At 70.3% G+C, this 16,220-nt stretch carries 12 protein-coding genes and 1 pseudogene; 1 reads left to right on the top strand and 12 read right to left on the bottom strand.

Annotation, left to right across the window (positions count from 1 at the left end):
- From DM816_RS31530 to DM816_RS31495, 8 genes and pseudogenes are all read right to left on the bottom strand, one after another.
- A pseudogene (locus DM816_RS31530) lies at positions 1–698 on the bottom strand (hypothetical protein); the annotation flags it as partial.
- Positions 699–709: 11 nt separating this feature from the next.
- Positions 710–2,272 (bottom strand): acyl-CoA dehydrogenase family protein, encoded by a 1,563-nt coding sequence (locus DM816_RS31525; RefSeq protein ID WP_117214022.1) that lies wholly within the window; start codon positions 2,270–2,272, stop codon positions 710–712.
- Positions 2,269–3,003 carry a thioesterase II family protein gene (locus DM816_RS31520; protein ID WP_117214021.1) on the bottom strand — a complete coding sequence of 245 codons (735 nt, stop codon included), beginning with the start codon at positions 3,001–3,003 and terminating at the stop codon, positions 2,269–2,271. The genes DM816_RS31525 and DM816_RS31520 overlap by 4 nt, the downstream gene beginning before the upstream one ends.
- A complete protein-coding gene (locus DM816_RS31515) occupies positions 2,993–4,264 on the bottom strand; it encodes an MFS transporter (protein ID WP_117214020.1) in 1,272 nt (423 codons plus the stop codon). Before DM816_RS31515 ends, DM816_RS31520 begins: the two co-directional genes overlap by 11 nt.
- Entirely contained in the window at positions 4,261–4,464 is a 204-nt protein-coding gene (locus DM816_RS31510; protein ID WP_117214019.1) for an MbtH family protein, read from the bottom strand. The genes DM816_RS31515 and DM816_RS31510 overlap by 4 nt, the downstream gene beginning before the upstream one ends.
- Positions 4,457–7,321, bottom strand: coding sequence for a type I polyketide synthase (locus tag DM816_RS31505; RefSeq protein ID WP_117214018.1), 2,865 nt, complete (start codon positions 7,319–7,321; stop codon positions 4,457–4,459). Before DM816_RS31505 ends, DM816_RS31510 begins: the two co-directional genes overlap by 8 nt.
- Positions 7,318–12,120, bottom strand: a complete 4,803-nt coding sequence (locus tag DM816_RS31500) for a non-ribosomal peptide synthetase (protein WP_162908036.1) — start codon at positions 12,118–12,120, stop codon at positions 7,318–7,320. Before DM816_RS31500 ends, DM816_RS31505 begins: the two co-directional genes overlap by 4 nt.
- A 223-nt stretch (positions 12,121–12,343) precedes the next feature.
- Entirely contained in the window at positions 12,344–12,928 is a 585-nt protein-coding gene (locus DM816_RS31495) for a TetR/AcrR family transcriptional regulator (RefSeq protein WP_117214016.1), read from the bottom strand.
- A 105-nt stretch (positions 12,929–13,033) separates the two neighbouring features.
- On the opposite strand from DM816_RS31495, the gene DM816_RS31490 reads away from it, so the two are divergent.
- On the top strand, positions 13,034–13,243 hold the full coding sequence (locus DM816_RS31490; RefSeq protein WP_117214015.1) for a hypothetical protein: 210 nt from the start codon (positions 13,034–13,036) through the stop codon (positions 13,241–13,243).
- 7 nt (positions 13,244–13,250) lie between these two features.
- Here DM816_RS31490 and DM816_RS31485 read toward each other — a convergent pair whose 3' ends face one another.
- From DM816_RS31485 to DM816_RS31470, 4 genes are all read right to left on the bottom strand, one after another.
- The gene (locus tag DM816_RS31485) at positions 13,251–13,493 is read right to left on the bottom strand and encodes a hypothetical protein (RefSeq protein ID WP_211588943.1); all 243 of its coding nucleotides are present in this window, start codon (positions 13,491–13,493) and stop codon (positions 13,251–13,253) included.
- A gap of 240 nt (positions 13,494–13,733) precedes the next feature.
- Entirely contained in the window at positions 13,734–14,396 is a 663-nt protein-coding gene (locus tag DM816_RS31480; protein ID WP_117214014.1) for a response regulator transcription factor, read from the bottom strand.
- 30 nt (positions 14,397–14,426) lie between these two features.
- The gene (locus tag DM816_RS31475; RefSeq protein ID WP_117214013.1) at positions 14,427–15,119 is read right to left on the bottom strand and encodes a helix-turn-helix transcriptional regulator; all 693 of its coding nucleotides are present in this window, start codon (positions 15,117–15,119) and stop codon (positions 14,427–14,429) included.
- Positions 15,116–16,220 (bottom strand): type VII secretion protein EccE (locus DM816_RS31470; RefSeq protein ID WP_117214012.1); only part of this gene is annotated, 1,105 nt, incomplete at its 5' end. The genes DM816_RS31470 and DM816_RS31475, both read right to left, overlap by 4 nt.

Genomic DNA, 16,220 nt, shown 5'->3' with positions numbered 1-16,220 from the left:
GGCTGCCACTGATCGCCGTCACCGGCCGCGAACGGGTCGCCGTCGCGCCAGGCCGCACGCACCGCCTCGACCGCCCGTTTGCCCGGCCATCGCCGGCCCGACTGCACGGCGGCCAGCACCGCGCCGGCCCGCACGGCCGGCGGGTTATCCGGACCAAGCGCCTGGTTTACCAGATCGGTTTTGCGGTCCAGCGCGGCGGCTGCCATCACCACAGCCGCGCGAACCCGCGGATCGGTCTCCACGGCCCAGCGTTGCAGCAGGGCGGGCTGGATGTCGGCCGCCCGCGACGGGCAGCCGCTCACCGCATAGGCGGCGGCATACCGCGCCCACGCGTCGGCGTCGGCCAGCAGCGGCAGCATCCGGTCCACCTGGGCCGCGATGGTGGCGCCCACTTCGGTGTGAATCGGGTCATGGTCCAGATCGGACACTCTGGCAAGGTCGCCAAGCAGCTCGACGAGGTAGCCACGCACCGCGCCAGCGGTGCTTTGCAACAGCTCGGCCAGGAACCGCGCGGCGGGCACGGTCGACGAGTAGATCGTGCCCTGATGCAGGATCTCCCAGCGCAGCTCGTGCAGAGCGTCCAATGCGGACTGTTCGTCACCCGAGGCGATGGTGCGCAGCAACTCCGGTAGCTCGCGGTCGGTAACGCCCGCGGTGTCCAGCCGTGTCCACGGCACCAGTTCAAGCCCTTCCAGCACGCCAACAGACACTACACACCCGGGTGGTCGCCGGTGCACAGGTCCGCCGCGAGCCTGGCGTAGGCCGGCTGATCTGGGGCCACCACCGCCGACCACAGCCCGGCTAGGCGCTGGCGTGCCTCGACGCAGTAGACATCGGCCGCGTCGGGCGGCGCACCGGCCAAGGTCACCGCCATGGTGAACAGCTCGCCCATGATGCGCCCGAGCGCGCCCAGGCGATGCTGGTCTTCCACATTGGACACAAACCGCAGGGCCATCGCCAACCGATCGGCGTGCGCGGCAGCGGCGCGCAGGTGCTCCCGGTTTCGGGCGGTCAACGCGTCGGCATTGCCCACCAGGCCACGTGGTTTGGTGTCGGCGACCGTGGCCAGAGCGGTCTCGGCGGCCCACACATCGAGTGCGAAGTCGACGCCCCCGGTCACCCGCAATATCCGCCCATCGCGCAGCAGCCGCTCGACCGGCCAGGCGGGAGCACCGCGGCGGCGCTTGCTTCGCGGTGTCTCCAGGCCTTCCGCGGCAAACAGCGACATGGTCCGGTCCAGCACTCGCCAGCACGCCAGCGAGGTGGCGTTCTTCGCGGCTTTGCGGTCGAGGAAGCGGTCGGTGAGGTTGGCGGCGTCGTCGCCGAGCATGCACCACTCGACCACGGCGCGGATCGCGGCGGTGTCCGCGACGCTGCGGGCGATCAGATCGCTGACGGCGCGGTATCCGACCAGCGGCCGTCCGTCGACGATGCGGCGCTTGGCCACCTCCCGTTGCATCTGCAGGGCCTGTTCGGCCAATGCGAGAGACGCGGCGGCCACGAGATAGGTGCGGCCGCGGGCGCTCACGGGCTCCAGCAACGGGGCCTCGCGCCATGTGGCCTCCTGCGGCACATGGCGCAGGGCCGGCACTCGTACACCATCAAAACGCAACGAACCCAAGGGCATTCCGTGAAAGCCGATGAGCTCCAGGGTCGTTTCGACGGTGAAACCGGCGGACGTTGTCTCGACAACGAACAGGCCGGCAAGGCCCTCGGGAAGGAGCGCCGAGACGATGAGCTCGTCGGCGATCGCGCCGTTGGAGATGTATATCTTGCGGCCGTTGAGTTCCCAGCCGCCTTCGACCGGCGTCGCGGTGGTCGAAGGCAGCGTGTTGGCCGCGCCTGACGGTTCCGTGTCCGCCCAGCCGGAGACGGCGCCGCCGCGCAGCCGCGCCACGACAAGGTCGCGCAGTGCCCCCGGTGGCAGGGTCGGCAGGAGCGCGGGCAACCCGATTCCGTTGTGGGTGGCCAAAATGAAGCCTGCCACCGGGCAGACCCGCATCGCCGCGACCATCGCCTGCAAGGTGTCCCAGTCCGACAGGCCCGACCCGCCGTCGGCCGGCGCCAGCTGAAGCCGAAGCAGGTCACTGCGGCGCAGTTCGTCGAGGAAGACCGCCGGCAGCACCCCCGTCTCATCGAGCGCGTCCGGGTCGACATGAGCGAGGAGTTTGCCGACGGCGTCGAGGGGCGCGGCGGCGGGCGGCTGCGGAAACGGCTGCAGCAGATCCCAACGCAACCGTCCGGCCCACATTTCAGTTATCAAACCGCTCATCTGGTACCCCGCAGGGCCTGCTCGATCAGCCGCAGCACAGCGGCGCGTTCCTGACGGAGGTAAAAGTGACCGCCCGGCAGCACATGCAGCTCGAACCGTGCCGTCGTGTGGACACGCCAGTCGGCCAACGGGTCGACACCGCCGTCATCGTCGCTGCCGCCCAACACGGTGATCGGGACCGGCAGCGGGGGATGGGCCGCCGGTTGGTATGTCTCGACGATCGTCAGGTCCGCCCTATACGCGGTCAGCAGGTCCGCCACGAATTCGGGATCGTCGCGCAGTTCCGCGGGCAGATCGGGATGCCCGGAAAGCGCCAGCTCCAGCAGTTCGGCGTCGGGCAGGGCCCGCACAGTCTGCCGCTGCCGCGGCAAATGCGGTGCCTGATATGCCGAAACGATCAGATGGACCGGCCCACCACCCCGGCCGAGTAGCTCCCGCGCCAGCTCGTAGGCGACCAGTGCGCCGAGGCTGTGCCCGAACAACGCGTATGGCGCGCGCAGCGGCAACTCCGCGGCAAGCGCCGACACCAGCTGACCCATGTCGGTGTAGGGCTTCTCGTCCAGCCGGGTCCCGCGGCCGGGCAATTGCACGCCGTGCACCTCGACACCGGGCAAATCATCCGCCCAGCGCAGGTATTCGCCGGGCGACCCACCGCTGTGCGGGAAGCAGTAGAGCCGGATCCCCGCCATCGGCTGCGGACGTCGGCACAGCAACCACGGATCAGTGTTCATCGGCGCTGACCTTCGCCAGATCGGCGGTCTCGTCAAGGACGGGAACCTCGCGCAGCGTCCGGATCGGGGAGAGCACCAACGGCAGGCAGGCCAGCATCGAGCCGACTCCCGCGATGACCAGCGTGGGCCGAAGCCCGATCCAGTCACCGAGCACGCCACCGAGCACGGTGCCGATCGGCAGGGTGCCCCAGATCAGGAAGCGCATGGTGGCGTTCATCCGTCCCTGCAACCGTTCCGGAGTCACCGCTTGGCGCAGGCTTATCTGGTTGATGTTGTAGACGGCGATGGCGAACCCGCACAGGCACAGGGCACCGCCGATGACCGCGATCGCCGTGGCCGGGGTGGCCAGCGGCAGCATGAGCACCGCCAGTCCCGGCACGACGGATGACAGGGCGATCGCCGGGCCGACGCCGATCCGGCGCACCAAGGCGCTGTTGACGACCGCGCCCACGAGCGCACCCACGTTGGCGATGGCCAGTGCGATGCCGAGCGCCGCGGGGGTCATGTCCAAGTCCCGCACCGCGAAGAGCACCAGCACCGCGGCCACCATGCCGAACAGATCGAACAGGTTTCCCACCCCGGTGGTGACGGCGATCGGGCGCAGCAGCGGATGGCGCAGCACGAACCGGAGCCCGACCCGGATCTCGCTGACCAGACTGGCCTCGGCCGCCGCGCGCTCCGGCGCGGGCTCGCGATGGCGGATCAGCAGCAGCGACACGGCCGAGCACAGGTAACTGACCGCGTCGACCAATATCGCCACGGGCGCGGTGAGAATCTGCACCAGGCCGCCGGCCACCGCGGGCCCGGCCAGCTGCGCACCGGAGTAGGAGATCTCCAGCTTGGCGTTGCCGTCGCTGAGCTGGTTGCGGTCCACAATGGACGGCAGGTAGGACTGCTGTGCGATGTCGAAGAACACCGTGAGCACGCCGACGGCGAAGGTGATCGGATAGAGGATCTCGATGCTGAGCAGATCGATCCACCACAGCACCGGCACGAGCAACAGGATCGCGGCCCGGCCCAGGTCGGTCAGGATGAGCACCGGACGCCGGCGCATCCGGTCCACCCACACCCCGGCCGGCAGCCCGACCAGCAGAAAGGGCAGGTAACCGAAGGCGGTCAGCAGACCGACCTCGAACGCGGACGCGTCCAGCAGCAGCACCGCGGCCAGCGGCAGGGCCAGGATCGTCACCTGGGAGCCCAGCATGCTGATCGACTGCGCGGTCCACAACTTCATGAAGTCGCCGTGACGCCACAGGTTCATGAGTTCACCGCCCGGCGTGCGCTCAGCGGCCGCATGTCCGTCCACACCCGACTCACGTAGGCCAGGCATTCCGCCTTTGAGCCCTCGGGCCCGGCCACGACCCACCCGCGCGGGGGCGGGGAATCGGCCGGCCACAGCGAATACTGCGACTCGTGATTGCGGACCGGACGGTACTGCCGGTCGGAATCGTCTTCAAACATCACGGTGCTCCTTGACCAGACTGGTGACGACGCCGGCGAGACCGGCGACGGTGGGGGATTTGAAGATGGTGCGGACGCTGAGCGGGACGCGATAGGTGTTGCGGATCCAGGCCGCCAGTTGCGCCGCGATGAGGGAGTCGCCGCCGAGGCGCAGGAAGTTGTGGTGCAATCCGACCCGCTCGACGCCGAGGATGTGTTCGAAGCGCCCGGCGATCTGCCGTTCGATCTCGGTGCGCGGCGGTTCGTACTCGTCTCCCGGTTCCTCGTCGAGCCCTTGGTCCATCGGCTCGATGCGGATCGGTATGGCCGGATCGGGGTCGACGTGGAAACGCATGCGCTGAAAGGGATAGCCCGGCAGCGGGACTCGCCGGCGCCGTTCCCCGTCGTGCAGGCGCGCCCAGTCGGGTTCGTGGCCGGCCACCCACAGCCTTCCGGCCGTCTCCAGCAGGTGCGCCGGCTCGGGGGTCGGGTCGGCCACGTGCGGCAGGCTTGCCACGCACGTGTGCCGCGGGCCGTGCGCGGGGTGGCGCGCGGCGAGCGTGGTCAGGGTCCGCCCCGGTCCCACCTCCAGCACCGTCGCGTCGCCATCGCCGAGCGCGACCTCGATGGCCGCCGCGAAGCGGACGGTGCCGCGCAGGTGATCCGCCCAGTACGCCGGATCGACGGCCCGCTCCGGCGGAAGCAACCCGCCGGTGTGATCGGAGATCATCGGCAGGGCCGGCGGGTTGAGCCGCAGCGCGGCCACCGCGGCGTGGAAGTCGGACCACACGGCGTCGACCAGGGTGGAGTGCGCGGCGGCGGAGATGTGCAGGCGGCGCACTTCCACATCCCGGGCGCCGAGCAGCTTTTCCAACCGGTCCACCGCGTCGATCGGCCCGGATATGACGCACTGGTCGGGGGCGTTGACCGCCGCGACGGCCAGATCGTCGCCGAGCAGGTCGAGCAGTTCGGCCTCGGGCAGCGGCACGGCCACCATGGCGCCGGGCGGCAGGCCCTCGAAGATGCGGCCGCGCAAGGCGACCAGCGCCACCGCGTCGGGCAGATCGAACACGCCGGCGACGCAGGCTGCCGCGTAGGCGCCGAGGCTGTGCCCCACCACAGCATCGGGCCGGATGCCCCAGTGGTGCCACAGGCCGGCCAGCGCGTACTCGACGGTGAACACGCAGGCCTGGGCCACCGGCATCCGATCGATCAGTTCCTCGGCATCCGGGTCGTGTCCAAAGAGGACCTCGCGAAGGTCCAGGCGGAGGTGGCGGGCGAACAGCGCGGCGCACTCGTCCACCCGGGCGGCATAGGCGGGCTCATGTTGGTACAGCTGCCTTGTCAGGCCCGGGTGCTGGCCGCCCTGGCCGGGGAAGGCGAAGACCATCGGGCCGGGGCTCGCGGGCGCCCGCCCGCCCAACAGGTCACCCGCCAATGCCTCGGTCAGCGATGCGCCGGTGGCGACCACCGCGAAGCGGCGATGGGTGTGGTGCCGCCGTCCCGACTGCATCGTCCATGCGACGTCGGCCACCGGTTCGGTGACCGCGGCCAGATCCGCGATGGCACGGGACAGGGCCGACGGGGTCCGGGCAGTGATCGGGACGAGATGCCAGTGGCGCCGAGCCGTCGAGGGTTCTGTCGCCGGCGCCTCTTCGAGCACCACGTGGGCGTTGGTGCCACCGATGCCCAGCGAGCTGACACCTGCCCGGCGCGGCCCCGCCGAGGACCAGTCGCGCAGGGTGGTGACGACCTCGAATCCGCCGAAGTCGACCGCTGGATCGGCCGCCGTGAAGTGGAGGCTGGGCGGCAGTTGCCTGTGGCGCAACGCCTGCACGGTCTTGATGAAACCGGCCACGCCCGCGGCGGCGTCGACGTGGCCGATGTTGGTCTTCACCGAGCCGAGGTAGGTGTGCCCGGCCCCCGGCCCGAACGCCTCGATCAGCGCGGCGACCTCGATCGGGTCGCCCAGTGGCGTGCCGGTACCGTGCGCCTCCACATAGGACACCGAGGCCGCGTCGGCCTCGGCAAGCGCCAGCGCGGTGGTGATCGCGCCGACCTGCCCGCTGATGCTGGGTGCGGAGTAGCCGATTTTGTCGTTGCCGTCGTTGTTGATGGCCGAACCTCGCACCACCGCATGGATGGTGTCGCCGTCGGCCAGCGCGTCGTCGAGCCGCTTCAGCACGACGAGGCCGACTCCGTCCCCGCCGACCGTGCCGGTGGCGTGGGCGTCGAAGGCACGGCAGTGGCCGTCGGCGGCAAGGATGCCGTCGGCGCTGTATTCGCCCGCGTACGTCGGCACGTGCGCGGTGACCCCGCCCGCCAGCGCCACATCGCACTCCCCGGCCAGCAGCGCCTGCCCGGCCAGATGGATCGCGACGAGCGACGTCGAACAGGCGGTCTGCACCGTCACGGCCGGTCCGGTGAGGCCGAGCTTGTACGACACCCGGGTGGTGAGGAAGTCCATGCCGGTGCCCAACCGCAGTGCGAAGTCGCCGACGCCGTCGAGCTCGTGGCGATGGGCGGCCAGATATTGCGAGTACGCGGTGTGGCTGCTGCCGGCGTAGACGCCGATGGGGACGGTCGTGCGGGCAGGGTCGTAGCCGGCGTGTTCCAAGGCGTGCCAGGCGCACTCCAGCAGCAGCCGATGCTGCGGGTCGAGCAGCAACGCGTCCCGCGGGGCGAAGCCGAAGAAGTCCGCGTCGAAGCAATCGGCGTCGGCCAGGATGCCGCATGCCGTGACGGGGCCGCCGGGCTCGCTGGGCAGATGTGTGATCGATTCGATGCCGTCGGCGAGGTTGCGCCAGAACTCGTCCACATTGGACGCTCCCGGGAAGCGGCCGGCCATGCCGATGACGGCCACGTGCGAGGTGCTCATCGTGTTCCCCGCAACGCGCGCAGGCGCTCCAGCCGGTTGCGGCCCTCCTCGTCCGGCGTGGTGCGCTCGACCGGGGCCCGCGAGCCGTCGAGGTGCGCGGCCAGTGCCGCGATGGTGGGGTACTGGAAAAGCATCACCATCGGCAGTTCCGGCGCCAGCTCCTGGCGAATCCGTTGATGCACCTGACCGAGCAGCAGCGAGTGTCCACCGAGGTCGAAGAAGTTGTCGTGCACGCCGACCGAGGGCAGGCCCAGCGTGTCCCGCCAGATCCCGGCGATCACCTGTTCGGTGGGCGAGCCCGGCGCCGCCGCGGTCGAGGGCGCGGGTGGTGCGACGGGCAGGCGCGCTGCGTCGATCTTGCCGTGGGGCGTGACCGGCAGATGGTCGAGCCACACGTACGCCGACGGGACCATGTAGGGCGGCAACTGCGCGGACAGGTGCGCTCTGAGCTCGCTTGCGTCGGCGCGGCTCCCACTCGGTACCAGATAGGCCACCAGCTGCAAATCGCGGGCGGTGACATGCGCCTGGGCCACCCGCGGGTGGCGAATCAACCACGCGGCGACCTCGGCCGGTTCAATGCGGAAACCACGCACCTTGAGCTGCGCGTCGGTCCTGCCGAGGAATTCGAGGGTACCGTCGCGGCGCCGGCGCACCCGGTCGCCGGTGCGGTAGATCCGGCCACCGTCGCCGAACGGATCGGGCAGGAACGACTCGGCGGTGAGGTCGGGCCGGCCGAGGTAGCCGCGCGCGAGGCACGCTCCGCCGAGGTACAGCTCACCCGGGACGCCAACCGGCACCTGGTGCAGCCTCGAGTCCAGCACATAAGCCGTGACCCCGGCGACCGCCCGCCCGATGTCGGGCAGGCCGTCGCCCTCCGGGCCGACCGTGCCGATGGTCGCCATTACCGTGGCTTCCGTTGGGCCGTAGGTGTTGACGAGCGGATAGCCCAGCGTTGCCGATGGCCGGGCAGTGAGCCGGTCGCCGCCGGTGAGCATGAGCCGCAGCCGGCCCTGCACCGGTGGCAGGGCCAGGAGCGCCTCCGTGAGCGGGGTCGGCAGGTCGGTGACGGTGATTGCCTTCTGGGCCAACCAGTTCCGCAGCCGTGGCGGGGTCAGGCGCACCTCGTCGTCGGGCGCGTGCAGGCTTGCTCCGGCGGCCAGCGCGGGCCAGATCTCACCGATCGACGCATCGAAGGCAGGCGATGCGACCATGGTTATCCGGTCTTCAGGCGTCAGCGCGAACGCCTCGGTGTGCCACGCCACCAAATTGGACAGTGCGCCGTGCTCGACCATGACGCCCTTGGGCCGGCCGGTCGAGCCGGAGGTGTAGATCACATAGGCCAGGTCGTGCGGCCCGCATTCCACCGGCGACGGATGACCGGCGTAATCGCCGGGCAGTGCCGTTACCCCAGGCGGGGCGAGGCTCGACAACGTCTCGTCGCAGACCACGTGGCGCACGCCGGCGTCGGCGCAGCAAAGGGCGATCCGCGCCGCAGGGGTGCCCGGGTCCAGCGGGAGAAACGCCGCGCCCGCGAGCAGCACGCCCAGTTCCGCCACGACCAGCCGTTCACCGCGGGGGAGCAGGACGCCGACGATGTCGCCGGGCGCGGTGCCGCGCCGCTGCAGCTCGGCCGCGAGCCCATTGGCCCGCCCGACGAGGTCCACATAGGACAGTGAGCCGATCGCCTGCCGCGGCGTCGCCCGCACCTGTTGGGCCACCGGCACGAACGGCGCGGCCGGCCGGTGCGGCTCGACGAAGGGCGCGGCCAAAGGCAGGTCGGCCACGGCGGTATCGGGCGCGGCGACGGCGGCCGCGAGCAGGTTCAGGTAGTGGCCGATCATGTGGTGCATCGTCGATTCTTCGTACAGGTCGGCGTTGTACTCCCAGAGCAGCATGATCCGGTCGTCCACGTGCTCGGCGTCGGCGGTCTGACTTTCCGCCCGGGGGATCACGACCACGTCGATGTCCATCTTCGCCGAGCCGTTGCCGCGCTCGAAGACCGTCGCGGCGCTACCGGCCAGATCGAGGTCGGGCAGAGGCGAGTCGTTGGCGCTGAACAGGATTTGCATCAACGGCTGGCCGGCCACGTCGCGATCCGGGTTCAGCACTCGCACCAGCTCCGTGAAGGGCAGCTCCTGGTGGTCGGCGGCGCTGAGGATGGTCTCCTGCGCCCGGTGCGCGAGATCGCGGTAAGCCGTGTCCGGTCCGACATCGGTACGCAGCAGCACCGCGTTGACGAACATGCCGATGATTTTCTGGGTACCGGGCACCTGCCGGTTGGCATACGCCGACCCGATACAGACGTCCGTGACACCGGTGTAGCGGTGCATCAGCGCCGCGAATGCGGCATACATCGCGGCGAAGAGCGTGACCCGCTCGGCGCGGCAGAACGCGCGCACGGCCGCGGGAAGCGTCGGGGGCAACTCGATGCGCAACGTGCCGCCCCGGTAGGTCTGCACCCGCGGCCTTGGCCGATCCGGGTGCACGGTCAGCGCGGCGGGCATCCCGTCGAGCCGCTTGCGCCAGTAGTCGAGCTGGTCGGCCAGCTCGCCCGTGTCGAGCGCGCGCGACTGCCAGGCCGCGTAGTCGTGGTATTGCACGGTCGGCTCGGGCAGCGGCGACGGCTCACCGGCGGCGTAGGCGTTGTAGATGGCCTTGAACTCCCGCATCAGCAGCGCGAACGACCATCCATCGTGGACGAGGTGGTGCTCCACCAAGACAATCTCGTGCTCGTCGTCGGCAAGCGTGAGCACGGTCCAGCGCAGCAGGGGCAGGGCCGTGAGGTCGAACGGGCGGGCCAGTTCCTCGGCGACGTGCTTCTCCACTTCGGACTCGCGCTGCTCGGGCGCGACGGCGCGCAGGTCCACCCGGCGCGCCGCGGCCGGGGCCGGGTCGTGGATGTGCTGCTGGAATTGGCCGTCCCGCAGGTGATAGGTCGTGCGGAAGATGGCGTGGCGGCGCACCAGTTCGGTGATGGTCCGGTCGAGCACCTCCAGGTCGAGCGGCCCGGCGACCCGGATGGTGGTCTGCGTGTGGTATGCGATGCTGTGCGGGGCGAGGTTGGTCAGGAAGCACACCTGTTCCTGCTGGCGCGACAGCGGCGCGGTGGTGCGCGCCTGCCCGGTCAGCGCCGGCAACCGGCCGGGGTCGCCGGCTCCGACGAGCTCCGCCACCGCGGCGATCGTCGGCGCGCCCAGGATCTGCACCGCGGTCACCCCGGCACCGGTCACCTCGTGGATGCGTGCCGCCAGCCGGGTCGCGGTCAGCGAGTGCCCACCGAGCGCGAACAGGTCCTCGTCGACGCCGACCGCGTCGAGCCCGAGCACCTCGCACCACACTCGCGCCAGAGCCTCCTCTGTGGGGGTGCGTGGCGCGGTGAGCGCGTCCGCGTGGCGACGGCCGCTCACGGGCGGCAGGGCGGATCGGTCGACTTTCCCGTTCGGCAGCAGTGGCAGCCGGTCGAGAATCACATAAGCACTGGGAAGAAAGTAATCGGGCAGCCGGTGCGCGAGATGGGCGCGGATCGCGGTGGCGGTCGGCACCCTGCGGTCGGTGCCGGGTACCAGATAGGCAACGAGCCTCGTCTCGCGACCGTCCAGATAGGACGTGATGTGGGCCGCCGCCACGTCTGGATGAGAGACAAGCGCCGACTGCACCTCCAGCGGCTCGACCCGGTGGCCACGGATCTTGATCTGCTCGTCGTTGCGCCCCAGGAACTGCAACCCTTGGCCGGCTATCTCACGGACCAGGTCGCCGGTGCGGTAGAGCCGCTCTCCCGGCGTGGGCGCGTACGGGTCGGGCACGAAGCGGTCGGCTGTCAGATCGGGCCGGCCCAGGTAACCGCGGGCCAGCACCGCGCCGCCGACGTAAAGCTCACCGATCTGGCCGGGAGCGACCGGGCGCAGATCGGCGTCGAGCACGTACAGCCGTGCGCCGTCAATCGCGCTGCCGATCGGCAAGGGGTCGCTCACCTCGGCCGAGTCGAGCCGGGCCAGCGCGGTCGTGATGGTGGTCTCGCTCAGTCCGTATGCGTTGATGACGGGGATGCTGGTGTGTGCTCGCCAGGAGCGCAGGGTCGCCGCATGCCCGCCCTCACTGCCGATCACGAGCAGCCGTAGCGAGCTGGGAAGATCTCGCGGTGCGGCGTCGAGATCGCGCGTCCACTCTGTCCAGTACGGCGTGGGCAGGTTGGCCACGGTGATCCCATGTAACTCGACTAATCGCTCGAACTCCGCCGGGCCGATGAGGGAGTCCGGGAGGATCACCAGGCGCGCGCCGACCGCCAGGGTCGGGAAGACCTCCTCGGCCAGCACGTCAAAGGCCGGGCTGGCAAACTGCACCACACGGTCGCGACCGGTGAGGCCGTAGGCGTTGATCATCGCGCGCCGGTGATTGTCCAAAGCGGACCGTGGCACCGCGACGGCCTTCGGGGTGCCGGTTGAGCCGGACGTGAAAATGAGGTACGCCAGGTCCTGCGGATGCGATGGACGGGCCGGGTGTGGCCGGGCTTGGGCGGCGTCACCGGCCAAGCGGGCGAGCTCCTCCCGGCGAGCCTGCGGCGTCGCCGGGTCCATCGGCGCGTAAGCGGCGCCGCTGCGCAAGATCCCGACCAGGGTGACGATCAGCTCGATGCCGCGGGGAAGCGCGACCGGAATGATGTGATCCGGGCCCGCGCCTTCCGCGCGCAGCCGGCGTGCCAGCGCGCGCGACCGCTCGTCGAGCTGTCGATAGGTCAGGGTCTCGCCGGGGCCGGCGACCTCCACGGCTATGGCATCGTCAGTGCGCCCGAGTAGTTCCACGACAACACTCCCATCCCCCGTCGAGCACGACCCTGCCATAGGCCGATAACAATATCGAAACATCGACAGACATAAGGACCATCGTAAGGGTGCTGGCAACCCCTCCGTGACCAGGCGAAGCGCAGCGGGCCGGCCGTACACGCGGGCAGATGCCCCGGAGTCCACCGTGCCGAGCAGCGATCGTCGCGGAGGTGCCCGAAACTCCGGACGCGACCATCGCCCTCTACTCGTGGGCGATGGCCTCCAGCCGCGACAGCACGATGCGGCGTGCCTGCCGCGGTGTGAGGGCGCCGACCAGGGTCAGGTCCGCCAGGCCGAGGGTCAGGCCGAGCAGTTCGTGTGCGCCTTCGCGCGGGCGCAGCAACACGTCCAGCAATGCGACCAGTTCCTCGTATCCCCGCTTGACCCGCGCGTGCAGGTGCGGCCGGGTCAGGGCGTGCGTCTCAAACGCCTGCATGACGCGGAAGAGCCGGCGGTCCTCGTCGGTTTCGGGGATCAGCTCGGTGAGCACGGCCCGCAGTGTCCTGGTGGGATCGGCGCCGCCGCCCTGCGCGCACAGCCGCTCGTGGATCCGCCCGGCGCTGCGGTCGTTGATGGCGGTGAAGGCGGCGGTCAGCAGGTCGTCCTTGGTGGGAAAGTAGTGCTGGACCCGCCCGGCGGACACGTCTGCCCGGTCGGCGACGCGCCTGATGCTGACCTGCTCGGCGCCTTCGGTGTCGATGACGTCGAACACCGCGTCGAGGATGGCTTGGCGCCGCTCGTCGTGTGCTGCCCCGCGACCGCGTACGTGAGCCGATTGGTCTGTCACCGGTGCCACCCTTTCCGAGACGCTCGCATTGATTTGACCACACGCGGCAGTCTGGACTACCGTCGGTACCAGAGCGATACGAACGTATTGATTTGGGGAGGCACAATGTTGGCGCTCATAGGCTTGGCGCTGGCGATTCAGGGCGCCGGCGGCCTGATCAACAATCTCGCGGGCGGCGCGAAGAGCTGGTTCCTGCTCAATCACCTCGAAATGCCCGACGGGCTGCGCATCGCCGCGCACGCCCTGATGCTGCTGGCGGGCCTGGCGATCGTCCTTGCCCGCAGGGGCGGCACCAGAGGAACGCCCACCGGTTAGACCTCGTTCAGCTGATCTCGCGCCGGGGAAGGCCGACGAGGTGGGCCACTTCGGCGAGAGCCGCGATGTGGGCGTCGACGCCGGTCGCTCCGAAGCCCATGGTGTTGACCGACACGTGGGTGGCTCCGGCCGACCGCCAAGCACTGACCGCCTTCGCCGCCGCTTCGGTGCCCTTGGCCACGCCGGCGCGCCCCTCCATCCCGATGGTGGCGGGGTCGCGGCCGTGGGCCACGGCCGACTCGCGGATCACAGCCAGCGCCGCTGCGGCGCAATGACGCGCGACCGATACGTTACGTCACAGGCGTCGATTTCGCCGCATCCCAACCGGCTGGCAACCGATACCGGAGACCGCCACACCCGTTCGCAGTCGCAGTTGACAACCGTTTTCGTTTGCGGAAGGCTGGAAAACGGTTCGCTGTAAGAGTCAGTTGCAACCGCGCCCTCGCCCGCTGTGCCCTGGGCGAGGGCACCTATGTTCCCCGTGTCCTTTTCAAACCGGATCGATGCGGTACCCGATGCCGCGCACAGTGTGAACCATGGCCGGCTGACGCAGCTTGCGCCGCAGCTGGGCCACCAGGACGTCGAGCACATTCGACGGCGGCTCCAGATTGCGGTCCCAGCACTGTTCGATCAGGTCGGACCGGGGCACCGGCCTGCCCTGGTTGAGCACCAGCAGTTCGAGGACCGCGAACTCCTTGCCGGTCAGGGTGAGCAGCACGCCGGCGCGGCGCACCTCGCGCCGCCCGGTGTCGATCTCCAGGTCCCCGCACTGGAGTTGCGCCGGCAGTCTCGCCGGGATCCGGGAGCACAGGCTTCGCACCCGGGCTATCAGTTCAGCCATGGCGAACGGCTTCACCAGATAGTCGTCGCCGTACTCCAGGCCGGCGATCCGGTCGGGCACCCCGGTCTTGCGTGCCGTCAGGAACAGCACCGGCACCACCAACCCGCCCGCCCGCCGGCCACGGACATAGTCCAGGGCATCGCCGGAGGGCAGCATGCGGTCGAAGACCGCGCAGTCGTAGGCGTTGACGGCGAGGGCCAGGTCAGCGGCGGGCAGGTCGCCCTTGGCGTCCACGGCGAATCCCGCACCGCGGAGGGCACCGGTGATCGCGGCTCGCGTGTCCTCGTTGTCCTCGGTGAGCAGGATCCGCATGCGTAAGAAGTGTATTGACCCGCGGCGGGATCAGTCCCGGCCGCCGTTGGCCAGCCAGCCACGCTCCGCGGCCTTGACGCCGGCCATGAACCGGCTTCGCGCGCCCAGCCGGTTCATGAGGGCGGAGACCATGCGCCGCACCGTCCGCACCGAGATGTCGAGCTCATCTGCCGCTGCCTCGTCCGTGAAACCGACGGACAGCAGGGACAGCAGCCTGCGTTCGCGGGCATCGAGCTCGGCGGTGTCCGGCAGGTCGGAGGCGAGCAGCGGGGCCGCGGTGGACCAGGTCAGCTCGAACAGCTCGATCGTCGTGGCGACCACACCCGGCAGCCGCAGCACCGTGAGCCCGGCCGCCGGCCCGGCATCGGCGTGGTCGGCCGGGAACACCGCGACGGACCGGTCGACGAGCAGCGCGTTGACGGGAACCTCGGACACGGTCCGGATGGCCGCCCCGGCTCCCGCCAGGCTGGTGAACTGGGGGCCGAGCGCAGGCGCGGTGCGAGCGCGGTCCGGGGCCAGCACGCGGTAGCGGACACCGCGGCGCAGGTTTCGGTAGTTCACCTGGCGATGCAAGCCGAGCGAGCCTTGGGCCGGGACCAGCTGAGTGCTCATCACCAGTACCTCGAAGGTCGCCGCGGCCAGCACCGCGTCGACGCCGCCCCCAGGTATCGCGGGCGTGCCGGAACCGTGGCGGCCACGTTCTGCGTTCAGAACGGCTGTCATGGCAGGAAACCCCCAATGGGAAGCGACGCGGCCACTCCGGAGAGGTGTTCGCCGTCCAGCCGCGTGAGATGGACACCGGTGGAAGAGAGCAGGGGTGACATGTGTCCGGCAGCGGCGTCGACCGCCGCCTCGGTGATCGCCGCGAGCCGCAGGAGGGCGCCGGTGTGTACCCCGGATGGGCCGGCAAACGCGGTGAGCGTCATCGTGACCGCGACGCCGGGCGTGCGGGTGACAAGTTCGCCGACCAGTCGCTGCGCGTCCGGTTCGGCGAGCCGATCCCAGCCGTCGAGGGCGAAACACGCCTGCGAGACCGTGCCGGTGCGCCAGAAACGCCAGTTCTCGCGCAGTTCGTTGCGGCCTGCCGTGACGTGGGCGAGCCTGGCGACGGCGGCCAGCGCAGCCTCCTCGGGTAGTGGCTCGGTGGACACGCCCGCTCGCCCGAGTGCCCGCCGTACGCGGCGTAGGCCATTGCGCAACGCCAAGGTCAGCTCGTCGTCGGTCGGGGCCTGGACCCTGCGCACGACGTGAACGGCGAACCACACTGCGGCCGGGGCACCCAGCCGGGCACCGGCATGGAACACCGATTGCACACCGAATCGGTACGGCATGGCGCCGGACTCGGGCAACAGCGCCGCGGGCGCAGGCAATGCCGCGATCTCATTGTCGGCCAACGTTTTCGGTTGGATGATCGCGGCTATCCCGCGCGGATGGCTGATGGCCATGAGCGGGCCTTGGCTCGTGCCGACGGTCCGGACGGTCGAGCCGGGCAGCAGCAGACCGAGCAGAGGCAATCCGGTGTCGTCGCGCTTGGGCAGGTCGTGCCGGCGGGCACGGAACAGAAAACGGCAGCCGAGCAGAGCCAGCTCATAGAGCCAGCGGCCGCGCACCCGGACGGCCGTCGGGGCCAGCAGTGCGACGGCACCGGCCGATGCCGCCACCACGACCGGCCAAGGCTGCCGCAGCGAAAGCGCGATGAGCAGGACCGCGACCTGCCAGCAGATGATCTGGCCGACGGCGAGCCGCGCGCCGGGCCGGCGGGTGCGGCGTCGCGGCGGGGCTTCCGGTCGGGGCGCTTCCGGCCGGGGCGCTTCCGATCGGCGC

Source organism: Allorhizocola rhizosphaerae, assembly GCF_003426775.1.
GTDB lineage: Bacteria > Actinomycetota > Actinomycetes > Mycobacteriales > Micromonosporaceae > Allorhizocola > Allorhizocola rhizosphaerae.
The sequence above is the reverse complement of the archived record's forward strand: the minus strand, read 5'-3'. Positions and strand labels throughout refer to the sequence as shown.

Excerpts from the sequence above, each read along its gene's own strand:
- DM816_RS31525 (WP_117214022.1), bottom strand. The coding sequence starts at position 2,272 with ATGAGCGGTTTGATAACTGAAATGTGGGCCGGACGGTTGCGTTGGGAT.
- DM816_RS31520 (WP_117214021.1), bottom strand. The coding sequence starts at position 3,003 with ATGAACACTGATCCGTGGTTGCTGTGCCGACGTCCGCAGCCGATGGCG.
- DM816_RS31515 (WP_117214020.1), bottom strand. The coding sequence starts at position 4,264 with ATGAACCTGTGGCGTCACGGCGACTTCATGAAGTTGTGGACCGCGCAG.
- DM816_RS31510 (WP_117214019.1), bottom strand. The coding sequence starts at position 4,464 with ATGTTTGAAGACGATTCCGACCGGCAGTACCGTCCGGTCCGCAATCAC.
- DM816_RS31505 (WP_117214018.1), bottom strand. The coding sequence starts at position 7,321 with ATGAGCACCTCGCACGTGGCCGTCATCGGCATGGCCGGCCGCTTCCCG.
- DM816_RS31490 (WP_117214015.1), top strand. The coding sequence starts at position 13,034 with ATGTTGGCGCTCATAGGCTTGGCGCTGGCGATTCAGGGCGCCGGCGGC.
- DM816_RS31480 (WP_117214014.1), bottom strand. The coding sequence starts at position 14,396 with ATGCGGATCCTGCTCACCGAGGACAACGAGGACACGCGAGCCGCGATC.
- DM816_RS31475 (WP_117214013.1), bottom strand. The coding sequence starts at position 15,119 with ATGACAGCCGTTCTGAACGCAGAACGTGGCCGCCACGGTTCCGGCACG.